The following is a 24,672-nucleotide window of genomic DNA, read 5'->3' as shown; positions in this document are numbered from 1 at the left end:
AAACCTTCATCAGATTGTCGAGGTTTCAAGCGTATCGGCTTCATTGAACAGTTCGCGCATCACCACCACGAACGCTTCAGCCGGGCGGGATGGGTTCTGGGTTTGCGACGAGGCGATCACGACTCGTTGCGGTGGGATGCTAGCGTCAAATGGGCGACACACGATGGGTCGCCCGTCGTAGCTCAAGTCTCCAGCGGGTCGAGTGACGAGAATCGACACTCCGTGCCCATGTGCCACGAGTGAGCGCACCATTTCCACCGAGCGCAACTCCATAATGACATTGGGCTCTACACCGCCCGAGCGGAACAGTGACAGGAAATAGTCGCGACTGTGAGGTAGGTCTAGAAGGATAAAGGGCTCGGTTTGCAAATCCTGAATACACAAGCTGGCTTTTGCTGCCAGATGATGCCCTTCGGGCAGCAGCACATAAGGTGATTGCAGTCCCACCGCCTGTAGCTTGACCTTACGAGCCAGGTTCATGTCATAGATCAGCGCTAAATCAAGGGTGCCGCGCTCCACCCGTTCAATCAGTTCCTCGGTGTCACCTTCGACAATGGCGACTCGTACCTCAGGAAAGCGCTGCTTGAAGCGCTCGACCATGGTGGGGACATGTCGCGCGCCCAACGTTGCAAAGCAACCCACCGAAAGGTCCCCCACCACGCTATCAGTCTCCTTGGCAGAGAGCTGCGCGGCACTTTGCAGTAGCTGCCTTGCTTGCTGGTAACGGCGGGTTCCGGCGGAGCTGAGTTCGATCCCTTTGCCTGGAATCCTCACGAACAAGCGCTCATCCCATAAGGCTTCCAACTCCGCAATCGCGTTTGATATCGAGGGTTGGGACACACTCAGCGACTTCGCCGCATTGACGGTACTTCGACATTGGGCCGCTGCTACAAAATATTCGATTTGCCGAAGGCTGAAGTGAATCATTATTTTTAATTCGCTGTATCAACAGTGCATATTTTTAATTATATACCCCGCCGCTTAACCTCAGTCCATCCACAGCCTGTGTCCTTCCAAAAAACGCGCTGATCTGGCGCAGATGCTGCACTAACAATATCGAGGATTCGCCCATGGCTCGTTCAACTGCGCCTGTTGCACCGAGGTCGGTAATTGAAACCCGCTCCATCGATTACATACCGGAAAACGAGCGCCATGGCAGCGCATTCGGTCAGTTCACACTGTGGCTGGGTGTGAACCTGAACATCACGGCCATCGTCACCGGGGCTTTGGCGGTGGTGCTGGGAGGCGATGTATTCTGGTCGTTGATTGGCCTTCTGATAGGCCAAGTACTTGGCAGCATCGTCATGGGCCTGCAAGCCGCCCAGGGGCCGGCGATTGGCCTGCCACAGATGATCCGCAGTCGCGTGCAGTTCGGTGTCTATGGTGCGGTCATTCCGCTTGTACTGGTGAGTTTGTTGTACGTGGGGTTCTCGGCGGGCGGCACGTTGCTGGCCGGTCAATCCGTGGCGAAAGTGCTATCGATCGCGGACTGGCAGGGCATCATTCTGTTCGGCCTGGTAACCCTGTTGTTGGCGACCCTTGGGTATCGCACCATCCACTCCATCGCCAAAGTAGCCAGCGTGGTGGGTGTCGTTGCCTTTATCTACATGTTCGGTGCGTTGCTGGCCCGGCACGATATCCATGCGCTGCTCGACAATCGTCACTTCGTCACTGCCAACTTCGTGTTTTCGATCTCGTTGGCAGCCGCCTGGCAGATTTCGTATGGGCCATACGTAGCGGACTACTCCCGATATTTGCCCAGTCAGACGTCCAAGTTGAAGATCTTTCTGGCTGCATCGCTGGGCACAGTACTGGGATCACAGGCCGCCATGACCTTCGGTGTGTTTGCCGCAGCCCTCGCCGGAACCGCCTTCTCGGGCCATGAGGTAGAGTTTGTCGTCAGCCTGGGCTCGACGGGTGTGTTGGCCACGATCCTGTATCTGGTGGTCGGCTTCGGCAAGATCACCATGATGACCCTCAACGCTTACAGCAGCTACATGTCCAGCGCGACCATTGTCAGCGCGTTCTGCGGCGTCAGCAGAGTGTCTCTGGCCCATCGCTTCATCTATGTGCTGGGAATGGTGTCCGTTGCAGTGCTGATTGCCCTGGCCGGTTCCCACAGCTTTATCAGTGCGTTTTCTTCCTTCCTCATTTTTCTCCTGGCGTTCATCACCCCCTGGAGCGCGATCAGCCTGGCCGACGTGTTCTTCGTCAACGGCACGCGCTATGACCTGGCAGCTCTCAATGATCCCGCTGGCCGCTATGGCCGTTGGAACTGGCCGGTTATTGCCACCTACTGCTGTGGGGTACTGATGGAGTTGCCGTTCATTTCCAGCGGTTTCTACACCGGACCGGTCGCCCGTGCGCTGAACTATGCAGATGTTTCCTGGGTGGTCGGCCTGCTGGGTACCGGAATGCTTTATTGCCTGGTCAGTCGGCGAATGGCCGCCAGGGTGCCACCGTCCCTGACGCCTGCTCTCGACAGCAAAGCCTAACTGGATTGCCAATCCAATCAGCCTTCACTCCACTCTCAGGTAGTCTTTTCATGACATCGGATAAATCCCGCTTCGCACGCGAAAACTTGCCCGGCGACCCATACGCAATGCTGTTGCACTGCGCGAACCGCTGGCCGGACAAGGAGGCGCTCGTATTTGACTCCACACCTCAGCGGCTGACCTTCAGCCAATGGTTGCTTGCTTCCCAGACACTGGCCTGTGCCTTGCGGCGGCGCGGGATTCAACCCGGCAGCTCGGTGGCATTGTGGGCGGAAAACAGAATCGAATGGCCAATCGCGCAGGTCGCCATCGCTGCCATTGGTGCGGTGTTGGTGCCGGTTAATACGCACTTTCGCGAGGACGACCTCCTGCATGTGCTGGACCACAGTCAGTCGGTGGCGATCTTGCTTTCCGCGCGCTTTCGCTCCAGTGACTATCTGTCCATGACACTGGACACTCGTAACCGGTTACCCCTTCTGCGCGACGTGATTTGTTTCGACGGACCTGGGCTTCACGCTGAGAATTGCTGGAGTTACGCAGCACTGATGAGCGAAGGACCGCAGCTGCCATTTCAGGCGTGGCCCTGGTCGCCTCGCGAGCTGGCCAGCATCCAGTACACCTCCGGCACCACAGGGCGGCCAAAGGGCGCTGAACTGTGCTTCGAAGGCATGTTGATGAATGCACGAGGAACCGTCGCGCGTCTGGCGGTTACCGCCGAGGATCGCTGGACTTCCATCATTCCGCTATTCCACTGCGCGGGCTGCATTATGAATGTGCTCTCAGCGCTGGCCGCAGGGGCTACGTATGTGGGGGTCAGTGCCTTCGAAGCCGAGCGAATGTTGCACCTCGTGGAGGCCGAGCGCTGTACGCTGCTGACGGGCGTTCCCACCTCTTATCTGGCCATGCTGGAGCACCCGCGACGAACACAGTACGACCTTGGCTCGTTGCGGGCGGGCACTTGCGGTGGCGCCGATTGCGACCCGGCTTTGCTCGAACGCTGCGCGTCTGCGTTCCCGATTCCAGGCCTGGTGCAGGTGTACGGCCAGACTGAAGCCAGCACCCTTATCGCTTTGGACAGTTGCGAGAGTGCGCAGCGATTCACCACCGCCGGCATGCCATTGCCAGGCATGCAGGTGCGCGTGTGTGATCCGGACAACGGCCAGGTGCTGGCCTGCGGTGAGACCGGGCAGGTTCAGGTGCGCGGGCCCATGGTGATGCTCGGTTATCATCGTGACCCGCTGGAGACTACTCGTTGTATCGACCTCGATGGCTGGATGCAGACGGGGGATCTCGGACGCGTTACCGCCGATGGCCGAGTGGAACTTGTGGGAGGACGGTTACGCGACATGATCATCCGCGGTGGCGAGAACATCTACCCGGTGGAGGTGGAGAACCTGCTACGCGGCCACCCGGCGATCACCGAAATCGCTGTATTTGCCATGCCGGATCCTTTCTACGGCGAAGTGGTCGCCGCGGCGGTCGAGTTGGGTGGGGCGCTCTCCGCTGCGCAGGTGAAGCAAGCGTGTGCCGGAAAAATCGCTGGGTTCAAGCATCCATCCAGGGTGTTCAAGGTCAGCCAATGGCCCATGACGTCCAGTGGAAAAATACTCAAGCGCGAGCTGAAAGCCCAAGCCATGGCGATGCAGTTGGAGGAATTGCCATGAGCACACCGATCATCGGCCACCGGCATCACTGCGCATTCGTACCAGGGCTTCAACAGACGGCTGCCGCCATCGGTAATGCCGGGGTGCAGGTGGTATCTACGCCGGCACTTATTGCTCTGCTGGAGGAAACGGCGGGCAGTGGCGTTCAGGCTTTCTGCGTTCCGGGATGGGGGACGGTTGGCACTAAAGTGGATATTGCGCATTTGAGCCCGGCCTGGCCGGGCATTGAGGTCCAGTGCGAAGCCGTGTTGGAGTCGACCAAGGGCCGCACGTTGAGTTTCGCGGTGAGCGCGAGCCAACAAGGGCGGTTAGTGATGCGCGGCCATCACGAACGAGTGAGGGTCGACCTCAGCCGCTTCTCCATACCGCAACCGATCAGCGCGGGCGAGCCAATTGAGTTTTTTTTCGATTTTCACAGTCCATGGTGCTACCTGGCTATGCCGCGCTTGCGAGAAATCGCCGCTGCCCATGGTCGAGCGATTCATTGGCGGCCTATGCACTTGGCCAACCTGATCGATCACATCGGGGGGCGGCGACCACTGGAAGCATCGCCAGCATTTGTGCGGTGGTTTCAGCAGGATTTGCAGGATTGGGCTCGACTGAGACGCTTGACGCTAAGCTACCACCCTCAGTTTCCATTGCGGCCTTCCCGAGCTTTGCGTTGCAGCTTGTATGCAATCGAGAAGGGAAAGGGCGTGGAGTTCATCTTCAACGTGATGCGAGCTTACTGGAGTGAAAACCGGGATATCAGCGACCTGGAGATCCTCGGCGATCTGGCGATTGCAGCAGGCCTGGACCGAAGTGCAACTATTCAAGCTGCTTCCGATGAGCGATTCAAACTGGCACTGGAGGCTAACAACGATCAAGCGGTGCAGGTAGGCGTTTTCGGTGCTCCGACCTTCATCGCCGATTCGAAGCTGTTCTGGGGCAATGATCGGCTGGAAATGATGGGAGATTATCTAGCCCAGAGTAACGGTCAGAACAATTAGTCCCTGGCGATGGAGGAGCGTTGAATCAGGCTTAAAGAGTGAGAAGGTTTCTGTATTGCTTCATTTGACGAACCGCTCCTCAATTCATACCCGGGAGCAAGTCGACTGACTGCTTATGGCCGGTTGTTGCCCGTCGCCACCGGCAGCAAGCGAGAGCTCTCTGCCGATCATAGTTACTAAGTGTGCTGGTCAAATCTGATGCAATCGGTGGTCAGATCGAATGCAAACTCCTGGTCAAGTGCAATGCAAACGAGTGGTCAGCGCCGATGCAATCAGGTGTTCAGTGGAGTGCAATTTCGCAGCTAGGCTCATGAATAGGTAGAACAACAGCAAACATTGAGTATGAACTCCTGCCGGGTATTTCATCAATCCCCGGCAGCCGATGCACCGAACCCCAATGCAATGGCCCAATCGTTTGCGCTGTCGAACATGGTGCCGCAAGACCCAACCAACAACCGGAAGATCTGGAGTAAGGTCGAGTCCGATGTCAGGAAATTTGCCAAGCGAGCCGACGGTAATGTTTTTGTCTTTACCGGCCCGCTCTTTGACTCAGGCCACACCACCATCGGCGACAACAAGGTCTGGGTGCCGACTCGCCTGTTCAAACTGGTTTACGACGCATCGTCCAAGCGTGCCTGGGCCTACGTACTGCCCAACGCTGAAACTCGCATCGAGAGACCGATGGACTATGACGCTTTCGTGAAAAGTACCGGGCTCAAACTGCTTGGAAATCTACCGGTCACAGGTTCCGTAGGGCGCTCTTGATGGCTTGATGAATTGCACCCCAAAGGCTGGATGCAGCCGATGGGGTGTTTCATTCTGGCCCAATATTTTAAGCTGATATCATTCAAGAGCTTACAAACCGAGTAGAAAAATATGAATCGTCGTAAAAAAATAAAGCAGTTATTAAAGGCTCACGCCAAAAAGGCGAGTGCCAAATTGGCACCGCCAAGCAAGTCCAAATACATTAGTAAAGCTGACCGATTGAAGCTGGATGCTGAATCCAGTCAGGACTCAATCATTTCTTCTGAGAGCTGATCTATGTAGCTTGAGCTCCACCGGAATATACAAATTTGATTGGGCGATTCATTCCGATAGTACGTACCGCGAGGACGCGGCGTAACAATTCATTCAAGCCGTAGCCGCTTCGCGGCTCTGAATTGAACCAGATTCTCTGGGTACATTTGATTAGCCGCTTTTGGCCGTTATCCAGCTGATACAAAAACCAGTTATTCCCTGGCAACGCAACCGGCCCGATGCGCTCGGCTATCGGTCCAGCAGAGGTGCCAGCAATGCACACATGCTGCGCCAGTGCGAACCCTCCCAGTAAACCCGTTGGCAGGCGTCGCAGTGCAGGAAGTGCGAATAGAGGACGCCAACGCGTGGCGGCACCTGCTGTCGGGCCTGTTCCGGGCTGATCTCGTGCAGCGGCAGGTTGCAATGAAGGCACAGGCTGAATGGCCGCGCGCTACGCGCCAAGTCGAGGCGCTCGTACAATTCGCGCAGCTGCAGCGACGGTTTCAGGGCATGCACGTAACAGCCGTGGCTGATGATCCGCCGCTTGAGCAGTTCGCGATCGCGAGTTAGCACGATGCGTCCTTGCTGCGCTGCGATCTCGGCGATCTCGCTATCCTCGAAGCCATTGTCGTAGAGGGTGTCGAATCCGCTCATGCGCAGCAGATTGGCCAGCCCGCCAAGGTGCGCATCAGCGACGAAGCGCAGCACCCGTAAAGGTTGCGCACGAACCTTTAGCAGCGGGCTGATGTCCAGCGCTTCGAACTTGGGATACACCGCCAGCCGGTCATCGTCGAAGATCACCCGCTCGAAGCCCACCGACTCGCCGTTGAGCAGCACCAGCTCGACCTCGGTGTGCGGAATCCCGAGCGCCTCGATCATGTGCTTGACCGTCGCCCCTCGCGCGCACTCGCAGGTGAAGGACTGCCGCCGCCGTCCGGCCGGCAGGAAATCGTTGAGCTCCTCGTAGAAGCGGAAGGTTGCACTGGTCATGCTGAACAGTATGGCAGGGGCTGAAGGATGAGCGAGTCTGGTTCGGGCATCTGCGGCGGGGGCCAAACTACGATCGCAATCAAGTTGAAATTGACTATGCCATTGAGTCCTGGTTTCGCAGGTGGGCAGAGTATCGCCCGTGTTGCAGGCGGATTGATCCCGTGGCTTCGCACTAGCGACGATAGTAGCGGCGATTGTCCTCGTAGCGGTGCCGCATGACCCGATCCTGGTGGCGCTCCCAATCACGATGGCGTTCCGCTTCTCGGCGGGCTTGCTCTCTACGCCAGTTTTCTCTACGCCAGTCGTCTCGGCGCCAATCGTCTCTACGATCGTGCCAACGGCCGTCATGCCAGTATCGGTCGTCATGAGCAAGCAACGGCCCTGGCTGTTTGCCGGCCATACTGGCCAAGGTCGGCCAAGGGTTGCCGGCGGGCTGGACAGGAGCCTGAACGGCTGTGACTTCAGTTGCGAAAACAGGTGTTGAGGTCTTCATCTGTGTTGCTGATGCCGAGCCCGTTGCCGCGAACGCGAACAGGGCGAAGAGCACCATCCGTGGGTCATGAAATTTCATGAGCGAAGACAACCTCTGATTGACAATTGGACGTGTGGCCATCTGGCTGCGGGGTGCGCGGGTTCGCGCTAACCGAGCGGATGTGCCTTTCCACATAGACAGATAAATAGGGAAAAGTTCTAGGGAGCTGCTGTTTAAATAGCCAGCGGCCCTTGCTATCTCGATGTCCGATTCTGGCCGTTAGCAGCCTGTCGCGAGGGACCGCAATCGACACGAAGCAATCTTCGGGCATCACATACAGCTCGGCAGGACCTGGTGCAACAGCATAGTGTGAGTTTGTTGAAGAGCATCATCGGTCGCCAGTGTTAGAGTTCGACGGCCTCAGACCTTGGACTGCTTTTCAAATTATGGAGATCTGTAGATGGCCGAAGAGATTTTGAAGTCGAAGCTGGTCAATTTTCTGGTGGCCGACGCTCAGGTGAACTACGACGGCGTCAGTGAACTGTACGACGTAGCCGGGAGTGGCGTTGTGGAAGCGTTGGCCGACGTACTTGAGGGCTTCAAGGAAGCATACGGAGGTCTGTGGGTTGGCGGGAAAATGCTGGTTACCCAAACCGCGGTGCACTTGAGCGCCAATGCCATGAACCGCCTCGTTCAGGAGGGGACCCTGGATATTGAAGTCCCACTGGCATTGGTTCGAAAGGTCAGCATTGAAGGTGGATTTGTGACGAAGATCGTCCGTCTGGATACCGACGCTGGCAGCGTTAAATTTCGGTGTTTTGGTGCGAAGGACGTCGCCTCGCTGATAGAGAAAATGACCCTCTCGCCGGCCCGGTAGAGGGCGGTCGATTATCCCTCGGGGGAAATCCGTCCCCCTTTACCACGGCATCAAACCGAAGGTTTCGGCAGAGCGGAGCCCATGTGTGCTCCGAATGGAATTGCGCGCAAAGGTGCAGTACCTTGTATTTGTAGCACTCTCGTATCGCAGTCCTGTCCAGGTTGAGAGGTGGCCTTCATGAACAACATCATCTACATCGTTGGGGTCGTTGTGATCGTCGTGGTTATTCTGTCGTTCCTCGGGTTCGCATAGCTTCGAAGACCCACTGAACGATTGCCAGGCGTCGAAAGCAGTCAAGCTTTGACCCAGCGTTGACGGCTCCAACTACTCAATGTATCGACGGCGAGTACCAGTAACAGCATGGCCAGAATAACCGTGCTGGCTTGAGCTTCCTGAAACAGGCTGAGGCTGACATAGAGCATTTGCCCCAAACCACCTGCGCCGACGAAGCCGAGCACACTGGCCATGCGGATATTGTTTTCCCAGCGATACAGGATGTAGGCCAGTAGCTGTGGCAACAGGTTGGGCAGTGTGCCGTAACAGAAAGCCGATACGGCGTTGCCACCCTGCAGGCGGATGGCTTCGGCGGGTTCCGGTGGGGTGTTTTCCAGCGCTTCGGCGAACAGCCGGCCAAGCACGCCGGTGGTGTGCAGGGCTAATGCCAGGGTGCCAGCATTGGGGCCGAGACCGGCGGCAAGGACCATCAGCGCAGCCCACACCAATTCCGGAACCGCGCGCAAGGCGTTGAGTATCAGGCGTGACGCGCTCTGCCATGGCCAGCCGAAGCGCCCGGCCGCAGGCAATGCCAATAACAGACCGAATACCGCCGCGAGCAGGGTGCCCAAGGCAGACATGGCAATGGTTTCCAGGGCGCCATGGCCGATGGCTTGCAGATGGCCGAAGCTCAGGTCCGGGCTGAGAAAACGCTGCGCATAAGCGCCCATCTGCTTCAGATTGCCGGTGCCGCCCAGCTCGCCGAGGTCAATGCCCAGGTAGCTGAACGAGGCGACCACCGCTGCGCCGATGCAGAGCAGCAGTACCAGATTGATCAGACGATTCATGCCAGCCTCCAGCGCAACAGGCGGCTGAGTTGATCGGCGAGCAACACCAGTACGAGGAACGTCAGTAGCAAACTGGCCACTTCACCGCCGGCGAACATGCGTAACGACAAATCCATTTGCTGGCCCAGGCCGCCGGCACCGACGAAGCCCATCACCACCGAGGCGCGGATTGCGCATTCCCAGCGGTACACCGTGTACGACAGCAGCTCCGCGGCGACATTGGGCAGGATCCCGTAGCAAAAGGATGCGAGCCGACCGCTGCCCGATTGCAGTAGCGCGTGGGCCGGACGCTGGTCGACCGACTCGAAAATCTCCGCGTAAACCTTGCCCAACATGCCGCTGTAGGTAATGGCAATGGCCAGCACCCCGGCCGTCGGGCCGAGGCCGACGGCGCGCACGAACAACAGGGCCCAGACGATTTCCGGCACGCTGCGCAGGAAGATCAGTAAACCGCGTATGGGCCAACGCAGCAGTTGGCCCCAATAACTCGGATGGCCGGCGCGGGAGGCAGCAGACAGAGACAGAGCACGGCTGGCCAACAGGCTGGCAGGGACTGCCAACAGCAACGCCAGGGCCATGCCGGCCGTGGCGATGGCCAAGGTCTGCAGGGTGGCTTGCCACAACAGTTCAATGAACTCCTCGTCATGGGCCGGTGGCCAGAAGGCGGATACAAACCGGCCCATCTCGCTCTGACTGTCACTCGCCACCAGCACGCTGAGGTCCAGCTCGCTGAAGTGGATGCCCGGCCACAGCAAGGCAAGGGCCAGCAAGGTGAACAGCAGGCGGGGCCAGGTGGCCGGATCTCGGGTATCACGGGTCAGCATCGGGGAATCTGCACACTCAAGGGCGGCGGAGCAAGCGGTGGGGATTGCAGTTGTTCGTTGGCGTAGAGCTTGTCGAGCAACTCACGGTCGACTTCGCTGGCCGCAAGGTCGAACAGGATCTGTCCATCACGCAAGCCGATGATGCGCGAAAAGTGCGCCAGGGCCAGCTCCACCGCATGCAGGCTGGCAACCAGGGTGACGTTGTGCTGCCGGGCATGGCGACAGAGCACCGAAAGCGTGTGCTGGGCCAACACGGGGTCCATGGCCGATACCGGCTCATCGGCCAACAACACCTCGGGCGCTTGGTACAACACGCGGGCAATGCCCACGCGCTGTAGCTGTCCACCGGACAGTTGTTGGCATTGCGCGAACAACTTGTCACTCAGGTCCAGCCTGGCCAATGCCGCGCGTGCGCCCGGAATATCCAGTGGATGCAGCAGGTTCAGCAAACTCTTGCCCAGCCCCCACTGACCCAGCTTTCCGGCCAGCACCGCGGTGACCACACGCTGGCGCGGTGGCAGGGGGGGCGACTGATGGATCAGACCGATTCGAGCGCGCAGACGCTGGCGCTGACGGGCAGAAAGCTGCCAGGGATGCTCGCCGAGCACCTGCAGCTCACCGTTGCCCGGTCGCAGGGCGGTGGCCAGCAGGTTGAGCAGGCTCGACTTGCCCGCGCCGGACGGGCCGATGATGGCGACCTGTTCGCTGGCACCAATGTGCAGGTCCACGCCACGCAACGCCTGGACGCCGTTGGCGTGGGTAAGGCTGACCTGGGTCAGACGCAATGTCATTTGAGTAGGTCGGCGGCGCGTGCGGCTTCCTCGATGCCCTTATAGTTCTCAGGCTTGGTCTCGATGAATCGGCTGGCGGCCTGCAGATCCAGAATTTCCTTGTCTTTCGGGTTCGCCGGATCGAGCGCCAGGAACGCAGTCTTTATCTTGGCCGCTAGCGCCGGGTCGAGGGTTCCGCGCACCGTCCAGTTGTAGTCGAAGTAGGCCGGGGTGGTCGCAAACACTTTGACCTTGGCAGTGTCGACCTTGCCGGCGGCGACCAGTTTTTCCCACACGCTGGCGTTCAGTACGCCGGCGTCGACCTTGCCGGCCTGGACCCAGGCGACAGTGGCGTCATGGGCGCCGGAGTAACCAACGCGACTAAAGTAGGTTTCCGGCTTGATGCCGTCCTTGAGCATAAAGTAGCGCGGCATAAGACTGCCTGACGTGGAGGACACCGAGCCAAATGCAAAGGTCTTGCCCTTGAGATCGGCAAGGGATTTGACGGCAGGGTCGGCGGTGATGAATTTGCTGGTGAATTGGGCGTCCTGTTCACGCTGTACCAGCGGAATGGCATTGCCGGTTTTCAGGCGTGCCTGCACGAACGTGAAACCGCCCAGCCAGGCCAGGTCGATGCGGTCGGTGGCCAGCGCCTCGACCACGGCCGGATAGTCGCTCACGGGCACGAACTCGACCTTCATGCCCAACTGTTGTTCCAGATAGGCGCCAAGTGGCTTGAACTTGCGCAGCAGTTCGGTCGGGGCTTCATCGGGAATCGCGCTGACTTTCAGCGTATCGGCGGCCTGCGCCAACAGGGTGCAAAATGACAGGGTCAAGCCGATGGCCAATGCCAGGGTGCGCTTGAGCATGGGAGATCTCCGGTGTATTAACGAAAGAATGTCGAGGCGCCAGGCACAAGGTGATTGCCGCGTGGCGCTTTGTGAGGGTAGACGAAAGGAGCGATATTGACCGGTTTTGGCCCAATTGCAATCGCTCATGAATGGACGAAATATTTTGACCAGAGTCGTTACGTTGTCGGGCTTGTTGCTTCCAGGTTACTGAGCAACCACTCGCTGAAGCTTCGTGCATTGCTCTCACTGTCCCGATGGGTCAGCAAGGCCCAGTTCGGGCCGCGAATGGTTTGCTCCACCAAGGGTTGCAACAAGCCATTGGCGCGCGCCTGCTGACTCAGTAATTGGCTGACCAAGGCGATGCCGAGCCCTGCACAAGCGGCGTCCAGCAACAGGCCGGGGTCGGAGAAGTTCAGCCCCTGATCTTGCTGGCCGACATCTATACCTGCCTCCACCGCCCAGTGACTCCAGTCCATTTCCCGCTCGCCATGAAGGGTTGTGCGCTGTTCGCGTGGCAGCGCCAACAGGTTCGGGTGACAAGCCGGGTAGAGACGATCTGTGTGCAGCACCTTGAAGCTGCACTCGGCTTGGGAGCTGATGTCATCGCGCACGGCGAGGTCGATGGTCTGGCTGGCCATGTCCGGGACTTCATCGGTGCTGAAAATCCACAGATCGACGTCCGGATGCTGACGACGAAAATCCCCCAGACGTGGCAACAGCCAGTGACGGGCGAACGCCGGGGTGGTGTTGAGCACCAGTTGGTTGGGTTTCTGGTACTGCCCGAGTCGGCGAATGCCGACGGCCAATTGTTGCAGTAGCGCCTGGGTGGTGCTGAGCAGGTCGTGACCCGCATCGGTCAGGCTGACGCTGCGTCCACTGCGAAAGAACAACGGCTGTTCAAGGTACGCCTCAAGCGTACGAATCTGCTGACTGATCGCCGACTGCGTCAGGTGCAACTCGTCGGCCGCCTTGTGAAAACTGCCCAGCCGGGCAGCGGCTTCAAAGCCGCGAAGGGTGCTGAGCGGAGGCCAGTGCTTAAGCATATTGATAAGTTCTCCTAATCACTTTTCTGCAAAATCCATCGTTTGTTTGCCTGTTTTTACAGCCGTAGCATGCATGTCAAGACCGCCAATGCAATTTTCATTGAACACAATGGCTTAACTTGAAGGTGCTTGTCATGCAGCAGAATGAAATTCGAAACAGTGGTTGGGTGATGCCGGCAGAGTGGGTCCGGCACGCCGCGACCTGGATGGTTTGGCCGCATAACAAGGCGCTCTGGGAATCGGGTTGGGGCGTCACGCTGGCGCTGGTGCAGGAGGACTTCGCGCGTGTGGCCAACGCCATTGCCCGTTTCGAACCAGTGAAAATGGTCGTCGATCCCTCTGCTGTCACCAGTGCCAAAGCGCAGTGCGGACCCAACATCGAATTGATCGAGCTGGCGGTGAACGACAGTTGGTGTCGGGACTCCGGCCCAAGCTTCGTTGGCCACCCGCAACAAGGCCTGGCCGGTGTGAGCTGGCGCTTCAATGCATGGGGCGGCAAGTCGGCGCATGACCTGGACGAAAGCCTGGCACGCCGAGCACTCAATCACCTGGGCGCGCAGTGCTTTGGCACCCCTTTGAGTAACGAAGGCGGCGCGATTCATGTCGACGGCGAGGGCACACTGATCACCACCGAGTCGGTGCTGCTCAACCCCAATCGCAACCCGGGCATGAGCAAGGCCGAGATGGAAGATATCTTCACCCGCCTGCTGGGCGTGAAGAAAACCATCTGGCTACCGGGCGATCCGGACTCTGTGACCGGCGACATGACTGACGGCCATGTCGATGGCGTATGCGCCTTCGCCCGCCCTGGTGTGTTGCTGGTGGATGCCACCCACGACAAGCATTCGGTGTATGCCGAGGTTGTAAGAGAGAACCGTCGCGCGCTGGAATTGGCAACCGATGCCCAAGGCCGAAAATTCGAGCTGATCGAGTTGTACGAAGCCACCGATGCAGTGGACGCCGAAGCTGAAGTGTTCTGCGCCTCGTACACCAATTTCTACATCGCCAACGGCGCCATCATCATGCCGGCCTACGGCATCGATGCCGACAATGTGGCGGCTGAAGTACTGGGGCAGGCGTTCCCCGGACGCGAGGTAGTCCCGGTTCGAATCAATCATCTGGCGCATGGCGGCGGCGGGGTGCATTGCATCACTCAGCAACAACCCGCCTGGCCATTGGAGGGTTGATGCCATGACCCTATTGACGATTGCCACCACCCAGATGCCCTGCACCTGGGACTTGCAACACAACCTCGATCAGGCAGAACAGTTGGTTCGTGAGGCAGCAGCCAAGGGTGCCCAGATCATCCTGTTGCAGGAGCTGTTTGCCACACCGTATTTCTGCATCGAGCAAAGCCATAAACACCTGGCGCTGGCCGAAGAATATCGAGACAGCCCTGTACTCAAGCGCTTTGCCACGTTGGCCAAAGAGTTGGGGGTGGTACTGCCGCTGAGTTGGTTCGAGAAGGCAGGCAATGCCTACTTCAATTCCTTGAGCGTGGCCGATGCCGATGGGCGCTTGCTGGGTGTGTATCGCAAGACCCATATCCCCAACGCCATCGGTTATCAGGAGAAGGAATACTTCAGCCCCGGCGATACGGGGTTCCGTGTCTGGGACACGGCTTTTGGGCGCATCGGTGTGGGGATCTGCTGGGATCAGTGGTTCCCCGAGACCGCGCGCTGCCTGGCGTTGATGGGTGCCGAAGTTTTGCTGTTTCCCACCGCCATTGGCTCTGAGCCGGGCTGCTCAGCGCTGGACTCACGTGATCACTGGCAAATGACCATGCGCGGCCATGCGGCTGCCAACATTCTGCCGGTCGTGGCGGCCAATCGCGTCGGCCGAGAGGTGGCGACCACCGATCCGACCCTGCAGATGAACTTCTACGGCTCGTCCTTTATCTGCAACCACAAGGGCAAGCTGCTCGCCGAGGCGGACCGTGACAGCACCGGCGTGCTGGTGCACAGCCTGGACTTGTCCGCCATGCGCGAAGAACGCCTGAGCTGGGGCATTTACCGCGACCGCCGCCCGGAAATGTACGGGGCGTTGTTAAGCCAGGATGGTCGTCACCTCAATGCACGCTGGAACACTCAAGGAGTTTGATATGCGCATGTCCAACAAGCTGTTGATCGGCGCGCTGGGATTGGCGCTTGGCGGTGCCTTGCCGTCGCTGCACGCGGAGGAGAAAACCCTTCGGCTGTACAACTGGGCCGATTATTTTGCCGAGGACACCCTGATCCGATTCACCGCCGAAACCGGGATTAAAGTGATCTACGACGTCATGGATGGCAGTGAGACGCTGGAAGCCAAGATGCTGGCTGGCGGCAGTGGTTATGACCTGATTTTCCCGGGCGACACCGTTGCCGAGCGCTTGATGCGCGCGGGCAGCCTGCTGCCGCTGGACCGGTCAAAACTCACGGCCCTAGATGACATCGAACCCGGTTTGCAGAAGCTGCGCACGCATTATGTGCATTCAAGCCAGGCCACTGTCCCTTACACCTGGGGCACCATCGGCCTGACCTACAATGCCGAGCAGATCAAACAACGCATGCCGGATGCTCCGGTCAACAGCCTGGACATGCTGTTCAAGCCGGAACTGGCCGCCAGGTTTGCCGACTGCGGTATTTCGATGATCGATTCGCCGGACGAAGTGCTGGCGGTGGCGCTCAATTACCTGGGTCGTGAGCCACGCAGTGCAAAGCCTGAAGACCTGGCTGCGGCGAGTGAACTGCTGCTCAAACTGCGGCCGTATATTCGCAAGTTCCAGTCGCAGCCAGTGACCGATCTGGTGAACGGCAACCTGTGCCTGTCGCTCGGTTACAGCGGGGATATGACGCAGGCGCAACGGACGGCGGACACCGCCGGCAAGAAGACCACGTTCCAGTATCGGATTCCCCGTGAGGGCACCACGGTGTGGATGGATACCATGGCGATTCCCGTCGATGCCAGGCATCCGGAGTACGCCTATGCCTTCATCAACTTCGTCATGCGCCCGCAGAACATGGCCGCGATCAGTAACTTCACCGGTTATCCCACCTCCAATGCCAAGGCACGTCCGAGCGTCGATGCGACCATGCGCAACAACCCGGATATTTACCTCGACGAGGCCATTTACGAACGGCTGATTCCTGGCAAGGACATTCCCCAACCCGACATGCGGGCGCGCATGCGAACCTGGACCAAGTTCAAGACCGCCACCACGAAATGACTTCAGACAAAAACTTCAGGGAACAACACATGTCGACTCGTCGCGAGTTCATCAAACAGGTCTCGGTTGTTGCCGGTTTGGGCGCTGCAGTGTCCATCGGACTTGGCTTGAAGCCCTTGAACGTACAAGCGGCCACACAAGGTGTCTGGCGCATGCCGGATGAGGGCGACAAACACCGGCGAGCCTTCGTCGCGTTTGGCGCCCAGGAGGCCATCTGGGAGGATTTCACCTCTGATGTGCAAGAGGCCATTGGCCTGATTGCTCGCACCATCGCCCGCTATGAACCGGTGGCCGTGTTCTGTCGCAATCACGAGCGCAGACTGGCCGAGGAACATTGCGGTACGGCAAACATCACCTACATCACCACTGAGCTCGACGATATCTGGATGCGTGATATCGGGGCCAATTTTGTCATTGATGGGGCAGGCGGGCTAGGCGCCGTGGATTTCAACTTCAACGGCTGGGGCAACAAACAGCAGCATGGCGAGGATGCGCAATTGGCCGCTTTGGTTGCGAGCAACGCGGATGCCGATTATCTGCGCAGCGAGTTGGTGGGCGAGGGCGGTGGTATTGAAGTCGATGGTCATGGCACGGCGATCATGACCGAAAGCAGCTGGATCAATAGCAACCGCAATCCTGACTGGAGCAAGACCGAGGTCGAGCAAGAGCTAAAAGCCCGCTTGGGCTTGCGCAAAATCATCTGGCTGCCGGGCATCAAAGGCAAGGACATCACCGACGCCCACGTCGACTTCTACGCCCGTTTCGTCAAGCCAGGCGTGGTGATCGCCAACCTCGATAACGACCCCGAATCCTACGACCGGAAAGTGACACTGGCCCATCTGGCTATTCTCAAAAATGCCACGGATGCCGACGGCCGCAAACTCCGGGTGCATACCGTGTCGCCACCGCTTAATCCGCGCAAGAGCAAATTCAGCCGCAACAATCCGGACTTCGCTGCCGGCTACATCAATTACTTTGTAATCAATGGCGCGGTCATTGCGCCCGGGTTTGGTGACAAAGCGGCAGATAGCAGAGCCTTTGATCTGTTGTCTGAGCTCTATCCGGACCGTGAGGTGGTGCAGCTCAGCATCGACGCCATCGCCGCTGGGGGTGGCGGTATCCACTGTGTGACCAGTCACCAACCGCTGACTTACGTTTAGCCGTTTTCACACCGCCTGGACCCATGGCAATCAATTATCGGAGCGCGCCACCCCGTTTGTGGGATCACCCTCGGCCAGCATCTGCATCATGATTTCTCGCTCCCTTGGGCCAGGCCCCTCCGGTTTGCTAATTACCATCCGCCACCTTGCGTTCTATCTCCGCTATTTTTCGCCTGAGCTCTTCAGCCTCCAGCTCCTGGGCGTGAGTTTGATTTACACCTTCGGCGTCACTGTCGCTGTCCTCAAGTTCTCCTTCGACCACATCGACGGGTTTGCCAGACGTATCGGTAGGCGGGACGTTCGAGGTCGTTTCTGATTCGTCGTCATTAACACGGTCATCATTGTTCATTTCGCTCACCTCCATTGGCCTACACATTGGATTCAGCGGTATGAAGGGAGTTCGGGTTTTTCAACATACGACAGCAGTATTGATGGATGGGCCCGGATCACCGGCCACAGCACCCTCTTCGTCGATGATGAAGATCCGCTTCGTCACGGCTTTCAACTTGCCTGATCGGTCGCATAATGGCGCTAGGGCTTTTTGAGCTTTTGCCGTTAGCATTACGCTTTATTAGCGCACCAAATGACAGGTTGGTTAACGTAACCGAGTGGGCCGAACATTGATCGAACGACGTCAATTCAGCGGAGGCATGAAGGGAAAAAACCTCCGCTATCTGAATGAAAACCCCAACGGGCCTACTCAGATGGTACGAGCAGGATTTCTGCTGCTCGAACATTTCTCGCTGCCCGCGTTCACGCAAGCGCTGGATACGATTGTCACCGCCAATCTTCTGCGCCCCGGCTTGTTCTCTTCCCGAACGTTCGGCTTGAATGAGGGGGAGGTCATCAGCGATCTGGGTCTGGTCATTCGGCCGGATGCGCGTATCGATTCTTCAGCCATTCATAACCTGGACCTGCTGGTCATTTGCGGCGGCTACAGGACAGAGCTGAAGGCGACTGATGAGTTCATTAGCCTGTTACGGATGGCAGCAGATCAGGGAGTCAGTCTGGCCGGGTTGTGGAACGGTGCATGGTTCCTGGGCAGCGCAGGCTTGCTCGATGGATACCGCTGCGCCATTCACCCCGAACATCGTCCCGCACTCGCGGAAATCTCCAAGGCGACGCATGTCACCAGTGAGCCCTATGTCATCGATCGAGACCGGCTCACCGCGTCCAGTCCCTCTGGCGCATTTCATATGGCGTTGGACTGGATCAAGGAACTGCACGATAAAGCGCTCGTTGAGGGTATCGAGGACATTCTTGCTTTCGAGGAGTCTCGCTACCGGCGCATCAAACCGGCTGAAAATATCTGTGTGAGCGCACCATTGCGAGAGGTGGTCAAGCTGATGGACGCCAACCTCGAAGAGCCTCTGGAGCTGGAGCAACTGGCGGTTTACGCGGGCCGTTCCCGGCGACAACTCGAACGCTTGTTCAAGGAGCAGCTCGGGACAACGCCGCAGCGATATTACATGGAGCTGCGCATCACCGAAGCGCGTCGACTGCTTCAGCACACAGAGCTGTCCCAGGTGGACGTGTTGGTTGCCTGTGGCTTTGTGTCGCCCAGTCATTTCAGCAAGTGCTATAGCTCGTACTTCGGCTACAGGCCTTCCAAGGAAAAACGGCTGGTCAAATAGCCGCTTTTTGAGTCCCGGCGAGGATCTCCCGACGGCAAAAAACCTGCTGTCGGGAATGGCCCGGTGGTAGCCGCTTGCTGGAGCAGTGCCACCGGATAAGTCCACAGGCTCAGCCCTTGGCCGCCATCGCGGTGACTTCCACGCGCATGCCTTCGACCGCCAGGGATGCCACGCCAACAGCGGCGCGAACCGGCCAGGGCTTGGCGAAAAAGCGCTGGTAGACCTCGTTGAAGGCGGCGCGGTCGGCCATGTCAGTAAGGTAGATGGTCAGATGCAGAACCCGGTCCATGGAACTGCCGGCTAGTTCCAGCGCTACCTTGAGCGCTTGCAGGGTGCATTCACTCTGCAGGGTGATGCTCCCCAGCTCCAGGCTACCGTCGGCGCGGGTAGGGATTTGAGTGGAGACCAACAGGCCGCCGAAACCGGCGACGTCGGAGGAGATGGATTCCGGGTCTGGGTCGGGGAGAAAGGTGAGGTCGTGGTTTGCCATGGGGGATCTCTTGCTTGAGGTGGTAGGTCAGTTTACAGCACGAGACTATCCGCCAGCCTCATGGCCTGCTGAGTCGCGGCCTTGCGCGCGCTCAGGTCAACGTCTTCCCCCAGAATGGTTTTCTCGACAATCACCGAGTGCACATCGCTCACACCGATAAATTGCAGCCAGGCTTCCACGTAGGGCTTCTGAAAGTCGAAGCGCTCCGCTGGCGTGATCGATTGCGCCGAAAAATCCAGGCCGCGGGCGTACATCACCACGGCGGTTTTGTTGTGCAGCATGCCTTCCAGGCCGCGTTCCGGGTCGAAGCTGAACAAAATGTCTTTCTGCGACACCAGGTCGATGAAGTGTTTGAGTTTGTACGGGATGCTGAAATTCCACAGCGGTACGGACATCACCAGGACGTCCGCGCGGTGCAGGAACGCGGCCAGATCTTTCAAGGTGTTCCAGGCGTCTTGCTGCGCCGGCGTCAAGGGCGTGCCATTGAGCCCGGCGTATTTGGCATCCATTGCCAGCTCATCGAATTCCGGCAAATCCATGTTCCAAAGATCGAGGGTGATGATTTCGGTATCCGGAGTGTTTTCTTGATAGCGCGCAATGAAGCCGCGGGCGACTTCAAGGGAGGCCGAGCGCTGTTTGCGCGGGGAACATTCGATATGCAGAAGGGTGGTCATGGCGTGTCTCGGGCGGGAATTTGGATCATTGCAACATAGTTCTATTTGGAATATAAATCGCGAATGAATAAGCCATTAATCACGAATAGAACTATGTTCGATGTGCTGCTGTTAAAAACATTCGTCACCGTCGTCGATGAAGACGGTTTCAGTCGCGCAGCCGAAAAGCTGCACCTGACCCAATCTGCGGTCAGCGGTCACTTGCGGCGACTGGAAGAACAGGTCGGCAAACCGCTGTTGAAGCGTACGACCCGTTCCCAGCAATTGACGCCCGATGGCGAGCGCTTGATCGCTTATGCGCGGACGATCCTCGCGCTGAACCGTGATGCCTGGGCGCAACTGACGCGCACGCCGTTTCACGGGCGGCTGCGGATCGGGGTGTCGGAGGATTTTGTCGAACCGCGATTGCTGCGGGCTTTTCAGGATTTCGCGGCGCAGTACCCGGGCATGGAAATCGATGTGCAGGTGGGTATTCCTGGCACGTTGCTGAGCCTGATGAAGCAAGGCGATCTGGAGCTGGTCATCGGTTCTCTGTGCGAAACCAGCGAGGCGGGGTTGCTACTGTGGCAAGAACCGCTGGCGTGGGCCTGGTCGGCGCAACCCGTCACCCAGTTACCGACACCGTTGCCGCTGGCGCTGTTCCCTGAGCCCTGTCCTTATCGTGAGATAGCGCTGAGGCGACTGGCTCAGGCGGGGATCGCCCAACGTACGGCGATGTCATGCACCAGCACCGCCGGGTTGCGGGCGGCGGCATTGGCGGGTTTCGCGGTGGCGCCCATGACGGTCAGTCAATTGGGGCAGGGACTGGTGGCTCTGGGTGCGGAGCAAGGGTTGCCGGATTTGCCGGCTGCGCAGTTTCGGTTGTTTACCTCTGCTGAAGCGGATCAGGCGATTGTCGCAGCGCTCACTCAGCTGATTGTGGAGTATTGCTCCACGCGAAGGGCTTGACCGTCATTTTCGAGGCTACGATCAAGTAAGCGGCTCCCATAGCGGATCGGCGTGCGGCTATGCGGTCGTGAGATAGACTGATCAGCGGGCATCGAACGGTGGGGGTGACAGGTGGCGCGCTTCAGATGGATTCGCTGATCACGGCAGCGGCCCGTGCGCTCGCGGTGGGTGATCCCCTCGGCGCGCTGAACCGCATCGCCTTGCGCGACGATGCGCCGGCCCTCGCGCTTCGCGGCATCGCGATGGCGCAGTTGGGCGATCTGGCGCGCGCGAAGGCGCTGGTGCGCAGCGCCGCACGTGCTTTCGGGCCGAAGGAGGCCCTGGCCCGGGCGCGATGTGTCGTCGCCGAAGCCGAGATCGCGCTCGCCTCGCGGGACCTGAACTGGCCAACCAAGGCACTCGACGCCGCGCGGGCAACGCTTCAGGCGCACGGCGATTGGGTCAACGCCGCCCATGCGCGGTACCTCGAGATCCGCCGCTTGCTGCTGATCGGGCACCTCGACGAGGCCGAACATCGGCTCGCCGAGCTTGATCCGAAGCCGTTACCGCCCGCATCGAGGGCAGCCTACGAACTGGTCGTGGCAGGCATCGCGATGCGCCGCCTGCAAACAAAAGCGGCGCGCGCAGCACTTGAACGGGCCGAGCGTGCTGCACAACACGCTGCTATCCCCGCGTTGACGGCCGAGGTCGAAAGCGCCGCCCGCATCCTCGACACACCGGCGGCGCGGCTGATTGTCGGTGGTCAGGAACGGCCACTGCTACTCGATGAAATTGAAGCGTTATTGGCATCCCCCACACTGGTCGTGGACGCGTGCCGGTATGTCGTGCGCGACGCAGGCTCAGCGGTTCCACTCGCCCGGCGGCCGGTGCTATTTGCGCTCGCCCGGGCGCTGGGCGAAGCGTGGCCCGCCGACGTGCCGAGGGAGACGCTGATTGCGCGCGCCTTTCGGATGAAATGCGCGGATGACTCCCATCGCGCGCGGTTGCGCGTCGAACTCGGGCGGCTGCGCGCGGCGCTGCACTTGATCGCCGATGTCGTCGCGACGCCGCGAGGGTTTGCGCTGGTGCCTCACGATGCGCGTGACGTCGTGGTGCTGGCGCGGCCTGTCGAAGAGCAGCATGCGACGCTGCTCGCCTTCCTCGCCGACGGCGAATCGTGGTCGAGTTCGGCCCTGGCGTTGGCGCTTGGCGCCAGTCAACGCACCGTGCAACGAGCCCTCGACAGGCTGGCGGCTGTCGACAAAGTGCAGTCATTCGGTCACGGCCGCGCCCGTCGTTGGATGACCCCGCCGGTTCCGGGATTCGCGACGGTATTGTTACTCACAGGGTTGCTGCCGAGTGACTAGCATCGACTTCACCAACCCAGTGAACGAGGAGCAAGACATGAAACATTCAACGGCCGAAATCATCCGCGAATACGGACCTTTTCCAGGTGTCGACAGCGTGCATGGCGTCACCCATGACGGCCAGCAGGTCTGGTTTGCCTCCGGCGACAAACTCAACGCCCTGGATCCTGCGAGCGGCAAGACGCTGCGCTCGATCGATGTCTCCGCCCATGCCGGCACAGCCTTCGACGGTCAACACCTGTTTCAGATCGCCGAGGATCGCATCCAGAAAATCGACCCACAGACCGGCCGTGTGCTCTCTACGATCCCCGCGCCCGGCGGCGGTGGTGACTCGGGACTCGCCTGGGCCGAAGGGACGCTCTGGGTCGGCGAATATCGCGAGCGCAAGATTCATCAGGTCGATCCCCAGACCGGGGCAGTGCTGCGCACGCTCGAATCCAACCGCTTCGTCACCGGGGTGACCTGGGTTGAGGGCGATCTATGGCACGGCACCTGGGAGGGTGACGAGAGTGAGTTGCGGCGAGTCGACCCGGCCACGGGCGAGGTGTTGGAGAGCGTCCAGATGCCATCTGGTGTCGGCGTGTCGGGACTTGAGTTCGATGGGCACGACCGGTTTTTCTGTGGTGGCGGCAACAGCGGAAAGGTGAGGGCAGTGCGGCGGCCTGAATGAGCCTTTGTGACGGGTGTCGGGTCGTATCTGCGGTGCGCGAATGGAACTAATCTACAGTGGCCGAGCGAGACCTTTTGAGGGGCTCAAGCCATGCAACCGAAGGCACATCCGCGATACGACCTGGCGCTGTTGATCGTGTTTCTTTTGATCGTCGCAGCGCTGGGTATTTCCCCCCATAGCCGAGTGGATTGGGTCCTGGAAAATCTGCTGGCCCTGCTGCTGGTGATGGTCTTGGTGGGCGTCTCCCGACGGTTCCGTCTATCTGCCGTTTCCATCAGTCTGGTGTTCGTATTTCTCTGCATTCATGAACTCGGGTCGCACTACACCTATGCACTGGTGCCCTACGACCGCTGGTGCTCAGCCTTGACCGGGGTCAGCCTCAACAAAGCCCTTGGGTTGGAACGCAATCATTACGATCGGCTGGTCCATCTGACGTATGGACTCTTGATGGTGTATCCGATTCGGGAAGTGCTTGTACGAATCACGCCGCTGCGCGGTTTCTGGGTTGCTTTTGTCGCGCTGAACATCGTGCTGTCGACCTCGGCGGTCTATGAAATCGTGGAATGGATAGGTGGGCAGTACCTGGGAAAAGACACGGCTAAGGCATTTGTCGCTGCACAAAATGACCCATGGGACTCTCAGGCCGACATGGCGCTGGCAGTGGCAGGTGCGTTCTGCATGTTATTGGTTGTCTGGTTCCGGCGACGGTTGTTTCATCGAAGCGCGTCATCAGACAACATCACCCAGGGTGTCAGAAAGTGAACGCTTGTTTCGCCCGTGACGGATGCTGAGCCATTTCAGTCTCCAGCAGGTGCTCAGCCAGTACATCATTCAAAAAGCGGAACTGATCGTTGAGCCCGACCACTTCGTTACTGAAGTGGTTGGCCGCTGCCGGCATCAGCAAGGCCTCGAAGTGCTCGTCGAACACCAGCGCGACTGCCTTGCGAGACACGACCTGCTGCGAATAGTAGTTGCTGCCGAACACCGGAAAGCTCACGGCGAGGCTGATGGCATAAATCATGATTTTGGCTCCTCGGTTTGACCGATATCCAGCACCAAGCGGGAAAACAGGGTCAGGGTGACGGCCGTCAGGGCCAGGCAGGTCAGGAGATGGATCAACATGATTTGCCCCTCCGGTGCGGGGTTCAAATGGGGATGAGGTTGATCCTGCACCTGACGGTTTTTTTGCGGAAGGCATTCGTGGCGATGATGAATATTGATGTGAATGATGGTGGCGACCTGCGCAGAGAAAATAGGGACCCAGGTGATCCATTGTGGCGAGGGAGCTTGCTCCCGCTCGGCTGCGAAGCAGTCGTAAAAAAGACGCCTGCGTTCTATCTGAACCACCACGGTGGCAGGTTTCGGGGCCGCTACGCGCCCCAGCGGGAGCAAGCTCCCTCGCCACAGGTGTGATGTTTCCTTCGAGTAACAACTGCCTGGCTCTGCAATCAAGTCTTTGAGGGCGCCATCCATTCATCTGACGGACGGAGCC

27 protein-coding genes and 2 pseudogenes are annotated in these 24,672 nt (G+C 59.0%); 16 read left to right on the top strand and 13 right to left on the bottom strand.

Annotation, left to right across the window (positions count from 1 at the left end; translation table 11 throughout):
- Positions 1–9: 9 nt before the first annotated feature.
- A complete protein-coding gene (locus tag ACZ3HH_RS15880) occupies positions 10–927 on the bottom strand; it encodes a LysR family transcriptional regulator (RefSeq protein ID WP_017736577.1) in 918 nt (305 codons plus the stop codon).
- 143 nt (positions 928–1,070) lie between these two features.
- Between ACZ3HH_RS15880 and ACZ3HH_RS15875 the strand changes: the two genes are divergently transcribed.
- From ACZ3HH_RS15875 to ACZ3HH_RS15855, 5 genes and pseudogenes are all read left to right on the top strand, one after another.
- A complete protein-coding gene (locus ACZ3HH_RS15875) occupies positions 1,071–2,495 on the top strand; it encodes a purine-cytosine permease family protein (RefSeq protein ID WP_465805764.1) in 1,425 nt (474 codons plus the stop codon).
- 50 nt (positions 2,496–2,545) lie between these two features.
- Positions 2,546–4,159, top strand: a complete 1,614-nt coding sequence (locus tag ACZ3HH_RS15870) for a class I adenylate-forming enzyme family protein (protein ID WP_017736575.1) — start codon at positions 2,546–2,548, stop codon at positions 4,157–4,159.
- Positions 4,156–5,148, top strand: coding sequence for a thioesterase, FlK family (locus ACZ3HH_RS15865; RefSeq protein ID WP_110662380.1), 993 nt, complete (start codon positions 4,156–4,158; stop codon positions 5,146–5,148). The genes ACZ3HH_RS15870 and ACZ3HH_RS15865 overlap by 4 nt, the downstream gene beginning before the upstream one ends.
- Positions 5,149–5,511: 363 nt before the next feature.
- A pseudogene (locus ACZ3HH_RS15860) lies at positions 5,512–5,913 on the top strand (DNA/RNA non-specific endonuclease); the annotation flags it as partial.
- A 111-nt stretch (positions 5,914–6,024) separates the two neighbouring features.
- Positions 6,025–6,186 (top strand): DUF2986 domain-containing protein, encoded by a 162-nt coding sequence (locus ACZ3HH_RS15855; RefSeq protein ID WP_465805763.1) that lies wholly within the window; start codon positions 6,025–6,027, stop codon positions 6,184–6,186.
- A gap of 228 nt (positions 6,187–6,414) precedes the next feature.
- On the opposite strand, the gene ACZ3HH_RS15850 is transcribed toward ACZ3HH_RS15855, so the two are convergent.
- Complete coding sequence (locus ACZ3HH_RS15850; RefSeq protein ID WP_465805762.1) at positions 6,415–7,155, bottom strand: Mut7-C RNAse domain-containing protein; 741 nt, start codon at positions 7,153–7,155, stop codon at positions 6,415–6,417.
- Between the two features lie 172 nt (positions 7,156–7,327).
- Positions 7,328–7,726, bottom strand: a complete 399-nt coding sequence (locus tag ACZ3HH_RS15845) for a hypothetical protein (protein WP_465805761.1) — start codon at positions 7,724–7,726, stop codon at positions 7,328–7,330.
- A 361-nt stretch (positions 7,727–8,087) separates the two neighbouring features.
- On the opposite strand from ACZ3HH_RS15845, the gene ACZ3HH_RS15840 reads away from it, so the two are divergent.
- Positions 8,088–8,504 carry a hypothetical protein gene (locus ACZ3HH_RS15840; RefSeq protein ID WP_465805760.1) on the top strand — a complete coding sequence of 139 codons (417 nt, stop codon included), beginning with the start codon at positions 8,088–8,090 and terminating at the stop codon, positions 8,502–8,504.
- 293 nt (positions 8,505–8,797) lie between these two features.
- Here the strand turns inward: ACZ3HH_RS15840 and phnE (ACZ3HH_RS15835) are convergent, their stop codons facing one another.
- The 5 genes from phnE (ACZ3HH_RS15835) to ACZ3HH_RS15815 all read right to left on the bottom strand — a co-directional run bounded on the left by phnE (ACZ3HH_RS15835) (position 8,798) and on the right by ACZ3HH_RS15815 (position 13,053).
- The gene (phnE, locus tag ACZ3HH_RS15835) at positions 8,798–9,565 is read right to left on the bottom strand and encodes a phosphonate ABC transporter, permease protein PhnE (protein WP_465805759.1); all 768 of its coding nucleotides are present in this window, start codon (positions 9,563–9,565) and stop codon (positions 8,798–8,800) included.
- On the bottom strand, positions 9,562–10,389 hold the full coding sequence (phnE, locus tag ACZ3HH_RS15830; RefSeq protein ID WP_465805758.1) for a phosphonate ABC transporter, permease protein PhnE: 828 nt from the start codon (positions 10,387–10,389) through the stop codon (positions 9,562–9,564). Before phnE (ACZ3HH_RS15830) ends, phnE (ACZ3HH_RS15835) begins: the two co-directional genes overlap by 4 nt.
- Positions 10,383–11,180 carry a phosphonate ABC transporter ATP-binding protein gene (locus tag ACZ3HH_RS15825; protein ID WP_465805757.1) on the bottom strand — a complete coding sequence of 266 codons (798 nt, stop codon included), beginning with the start codon at positions 11,178–11,180 and terminating at the stop codon, positions 10,383–10,385. Before ACZ3HH_RS15825 ends, phnE (ACZ3HH_RS15830) begins: the two co-directional genes overlap by 7 nt.
- The gene (locus ACZ3HH_RS15820; protein WP_465805756.1) at positions 11,177–12,028 is read right to left on the bottom strand and encodes a putative selenate ABC transporter substrate-binding protein; all 852 of its coding nucleotides are present in this window, start codon (positions 12,026–12,028) and stop codon (positions 11,177–11,179) included. The genes ACZ3HH_RS15825 and ACZ3HH_RS15820 overlap by 4 nt, the downstream gene beginning before the upstream one ends.
- A 158-nt stretch (positions 12,029–12,186) precedes the next feature.
- Entirely contained in the window at positions 12,187–13,053 is an 867-nt protein-coding gene (locus tag ACZ3HH_RS15815; RefSeq protein WP_465805755.1) for a LysR substrate-binding domain-containing protein, read from the bottom strand.
- 134 nt (positions 13,054–13,187) lie between these two features.
- Between ACZ3HH_RS15815 and ACZ3HH_RS15810 the strand changes: the two genes are divergently transcribed.
- From ACZ3HH_RS15810 to ACZ3HH_RS15795, 4 genes are read left to right on the top strand one after another with little or no spacing between them, the layout of a single operon-like run.
- Positions 13,188–14,240 (top strand): agmatine deiminase family protein, encoded by a 1,053-nt coding sequence (locus ACZ3HH_RS15810; protein ID WP_465805754.1) that lies wholly within the window; start codon positions 13,188–13,190, stop codon positions 14,238–14,240.
- A gap of 4 nt (positions 14,241–14,244) precedes the next feature.
- The gene (aguB, locus tag ACZ3HH_RS15805; RefSeq protein ID WP_465805753.1) at positions 14,245–15,153 is read left to right on the top strand and encodes an N-carbamoylputrescine amidase; all 909 of its coding nucleotides are present in this window, start codon (positions 14,245–14,247) and stop codon (positions 15,151–15,153) included.
- A 1-nt stretch (position 15,154) separates the two neighbouring features.
- On the top strand, positions 15,155–16,258 hold the full coding sequence (locus ACZ3HH_RS15800) for an extracellular solute-binding protein (RefSeq protein WP_465805752.1): 1,104 nt from the start codon (positions 15,155–15,157) through the stop codon (positions 16,256–16,258).
- Positions 16,259–16,287: 29 nt separating this feature from the next.
- Entirely contained in the window at positions 16,288–17,418 is a 1,131-nt protein-coding gene (locus tag ACZ3HH_RS15795; protein ID WP_465805751.1) for an agmatine deiminase family protein, read from the top strand.
- A 127-nt stretch (positions 17,419–17,545) separates the two neighbouring features.
- Here ACZ3HH_RS15795 and ACZ3HH_RS15790 read toward each other — a convergent pair whose 3' ends face one another.
- The gene (locus tag ACZ3HH_RS15790; protein ID WP_465805750.1) at positions 17,546–17,767 is read right to left on the bottom strand and encodes a hypothetical protein; all 222 of its coding nucleotides are present in this window, start codon (positions 17,765–17,767) and stop codon (positions 17,546–17,548) included.
- Between the two features lie 36 nt (positions 17,768–17,803).
- On the opposite strand from ACZ3HH_RS15790, the pseudogene ACZ3HH_RS15785 reads away from it, so the two are divergent.
- A pseudogene (locus ACZ3HH_RS15785) lies at positions 17,804–17,932 on the top strand (proline racemase family protein); the annotation flags it as partial.
- A gap of 106 nt (positions 17,933–18,038) precedes the next feature.
- Positions 18,039–19,052: a GlxA family transcriptional regulator gene (locus ACZ3HH_RS15780; RefSeq protein WP_465805749.1), complete on the top strand. Its 1,014-nt coding sequence runs from the start codon at positions 18,039–18,041 to the stop codon at positions 19,050–19,052.
- A gap of 109 nt (positions 19,053–19,161) precedes the next feature.
- Here ACZ3HH_RS15780 and ACZ3HH_RS15775 read toward each other — a convergent pair whose 3' ends face one another.
- Entirely contained in the window at positions 19,162–19,542 is a 381-nt protein-coding gene (locus ACZ3HH_RS15775) for a RidA family protein (protein WP_465805748.1), read from the bottom strand.
- Positions 19,543–19,574: 32 nt separating this feature from the next.
- On the bottom strand, positions 19,575–20,216 hold the full coding sequence (locus ACZ3HH_RS15770) for an FMN-dependent NADH-azoreductase (RefSeq protein ID WP_465805747.1): 642 nt from the start codon (positions 20,214–20,216) through the stop codon (positions 19,575–19,577).
- Between the two features lie 93 nt (positions 20,217–20,309).
- Between ACZ3HH_RS15770 and ACZ3HH_RS15765 the strand changes: the two genes are divergently transcribed.
- From ACZ3HH_RS15765 to ACZ3HH_RS15750, 4 genes are all read left to right on the top strand, one after another.
- Positions 20,310–21,164, top strand: a complete 855-nt coding sequence (locus ACZ3HH_RS15765; protein WP_465805746.1) for a LysR family transcriptional regulator — start codon at positions 20,310–20,312, stop codon at positions 21,162–21,164.
- A 125-nt stretch (positions 21,165–21,289) separates the two neighbouring features.
- Positions 21,290–22,510: a helix-turn-helix domain-containing protein gene (locus ACZ3HH_RS15760; RefSeq protein WP_465805745.1), complete on the top strand. Its 1,221-nt coding sequence runs from the start codon at positions 21,290–21,292 to the stop codon at positions 22,508–22,510.
- A 37-nt stretch (positions 22,511–22,547) separates the two neighbouring features.
- On the top strand, positions 22,548–23,180 hold the full coding sequence (locus ACZ3HH_RS15755) for a Vgb family protein (RefSeq protein ID WP_465805744.1): 633 nt from the start codon (positions 22,548–22,550) through the stop codon (positions 23,178–23,180).
- Between the two features lie 90 nt (positions 23,181–23,270).
- The gene (locus tag ACZ3HH_RS15750) at positions 23,271–23,942 is read left to right on the top strand and encodes a DUF2238 domain-containing protein (RefSeq protein ID WP_465805743.1); all 672 of its coding nucleotides are present in this window, start codon (positions 23,271–23,273) and stop codon (positions 23,940–23,942) included.
- Here the strand turns inward: ACZ3HH_RS15750 and ACZ3HH_RS15745 are convergent.
- Both ACZ3HH_RS15745 and ACZ3HH_RS15740 read right to left on the bottom strand, forming a co-directional pair.
- On the bottom strand, positions 23,932–24,201 hold the full coding sequence (locus ACZ3HH_RS15745) for a hypothetical protein (RefSeq protein ID WP_465805742.1): 270 nt from the start codon (positions 24,199–24,201) through the stop codon (positions 23,932–23,934). The genes ACZ3HH_RS15750 and ACZ3HH_RS15745 overlap by 11 nt on opposite strands.
- Positions 24,198–24,653, bottom strand: a complete 456-nt coding sequence (locus tag ACZ3HH_RS15740) for a hypothetical protein (protein WP_465805741.1) — start codon at positions 24,651–24,653, stop codon at positions 24,198–24,200. The genes ACZ3HH_RS15745 and ACZ3HH_RS15740 overlap by 4 nt, the downstream gene beginning before the upstream one ends.
- Positions 24,654–24,672: the final 19 nt, after the last annotated feature.

Source organism: Pseudomonas sp. PME37.24/025, from assembly GCF_055556615.1.
The sequence above is the reverse complement of the archived record's forward strand: the minus strand, read 5'-3'. Positions and strand labels throughout refer to the sequence as shown.

Excerpts from the sequence above, each read along its gene's own strand:
- ACZ3HH_RS15880 (WP_017736577.1), bottom strand. The coding sequence starts at position 927 with ATGATTCACTTCAGCCTTCGGCAAATCGAATATTTTGTAGCAGCGGCC.
- ACZ3HH_RS15750 (WP_465805743.1), top strand. The coding sequence starts at position 23,271 with ATGCAACCGAAGGCACATCCGCGATACGACCTGGCGCTGTTGATCGTG.
- ACZ3HH_RS15795 (WP_465805751.1), top strand. The coding sequence starts at position 16,288 with ATGTCGACTCGTCGCGAGTTCATCAAACAGGTCTCGGTTGTTGCCGGT.
- ACZ3HH_RS15745 (WP_465805742.1), bottom strand. The coding sequence starts at position 24,201 with ATGATTTATGCCATCAGCCTCGCCGTGAGCTTTCCGGTGTTCGGCAGC.
- ACZ3HH_RS15850 (WP_465805762.1), bottom strand. The coding sequence starts at position 7,155 with ATGACCAGTGCAACCTTCCGCTTCTACGAGGAGCTCAACGATTTCCTG.
- ACZ3HH_RS15855 (WP_465805763.1), top strand. The coding sequence starts at position 6,025 with ATGAATCGTCGTAAAAAAATAAAGCAGTTATTAAAGGCTCACGCCAAA.
- ACZ3HH_RS15875 (WP_465805764.1), top strand. The coding sequence starts at position 1,071 with ATGGCTCGTTCAACTGCGCCTGTTGCACCGAGGTCGGTAATTGAAACC.
- phnE (WP_465805759.1), bottom strand. The coding sequence starts at position 9,565 with ATGAATCGTCTGATCAATCTGGTACTGCTGCTCTGCATCGGCGCAGCG.
- ACZ3HH_RS15770 (WP_465805747.1), bottom strand. The coding sequence starts at position 20,216 with ATGACCACCCTTCTGCATATCGAATGTTCCCCGCGCAAACAGCGCTCG.
- phnE (WP_465805758.1), bottom strand. The coding sequence starts at position 10,389 with ATGCTGACCCGTGATACCCGAGATCCGGCCACCTGGCCCCGCCTGCTG.
- ACZ3HH_RS15765 (WP_465805746.1), top strand. The coding sequence starts at position 20,310 with ATGTTCGATGTGCTGCTGTTAAAAACATTCGTCACCGTCGTCGATGAA.
- ACZ3HH_RS15800 (WP_465805752.1), top strand. The coding sequence starts at position 15,155 with ATGCGCATGTCCAACAAGCTGTTGATCGGCGCGCTGGGATTGGCGCTT.
- ACZ3HH_RS15810 (WP_465805754.1), top strand. The coding sequence starts at position 13,188 with ATGCAGCAGAATGAAATTCGAAACAGTGGTTGGGTGATGCCGGCAGAG.
- ACZ3HH_RS15825 (WP_465805757.1), bottom strand. The coding sequence starts at position 11,180 with ATGACATTGCGTCTGACCCAGGTCAGCCTTACCCACGCCAACGGCGTC.
- ACZ3HH_RS15755 (WP_465805744.1), top strand. The coding sequence starts at position 22,548 with ATGAAACATTCAACGGCCGAAATCATCCGCGAATACGGACCTTTTCCA.
- ACZ3HH_RS15865 (WP_110662380.1), top strand. The coding sequence starts at position 4,156 with ATGAGCACACCGATCATCGGCCACCGGCATCACTGCGCATTCGTACCA.
- aguB (WP_465805753.1), top strand. The coding sequence starts at position 14,245 with ATGACCCTATTGACGATTGCCACCACCCAGATGCCCTGCACCTGGGAC.
- ACZ3HH_RS15870 (WP_017736575.1), top strand. The coding sequence starts at position 2,546 with ATGACATCGGATAAATCCCGCTTCGCACGCGAAAACTTGCCCGGCGAC.
- ACZ3HH_RS15815 (WP_465805755.1), bottom strand. The coding sequence starts at position 13,053 with ATGCTTAAGCACTGGCCTCCGCTCAGCACCCTTCGCGGCTTTGAAGCC.
- ACZ3HH_RS15740 (WP_465805741.1), bottom strand. The coding sequence starts at position 24,653 with ATGGATGGCGCCCTCAAAGACTTGATTGCAGAGCCAGGCAGTTGTTAC.
- ACZ3HH_RS15775 (WP_465805748.1), bottom strand. The coding sequence starts at position 19,542 with ATGGCAAACCACGACCTCACCTTTCTCCCCGACCCAGACCCGGAATCC.
- ACZ3HH_RS15840 (WP_465805760.1), top strand. The coding sequence starts at position 8,088 with ATGGCCGAAGAGATTTTGAAGTCGAAGCTGGTCAATTTTCTGGTGGCC.
- ACZ3HH_RS15820 (WP_465805756.1), bottom strand. The coding sequence starts at position 12,028 with ATGCTCAAGCGCACCCTGGCATTGGCCATCGGCTTGACCCTGTCATTT.
- ACZ3HH_RS15845 (WP_465805761.1), bottom strand. The coding sequence starts at position 7,726 with ATGAAATTTCATGACCCACGGATGGTGCTCTTCGCCCTGTTCGCGTTC.
- ACZ3HH_RS15790 (WP_465805750.1), bottom strand. The coding sequence starts at position 17,767 with ATGAACAATGATGACCGTGTTAATGACGACGAATCAGAAACGACCTCG.
- ACZ3HH_RS15760 (WP_465805745.1), top strand. The coding sequence starts at position 21,290 with ATGGATTCGCTGATCACGGCAGCGGCCCGTGCGCTCGCGGTGGGTGAT.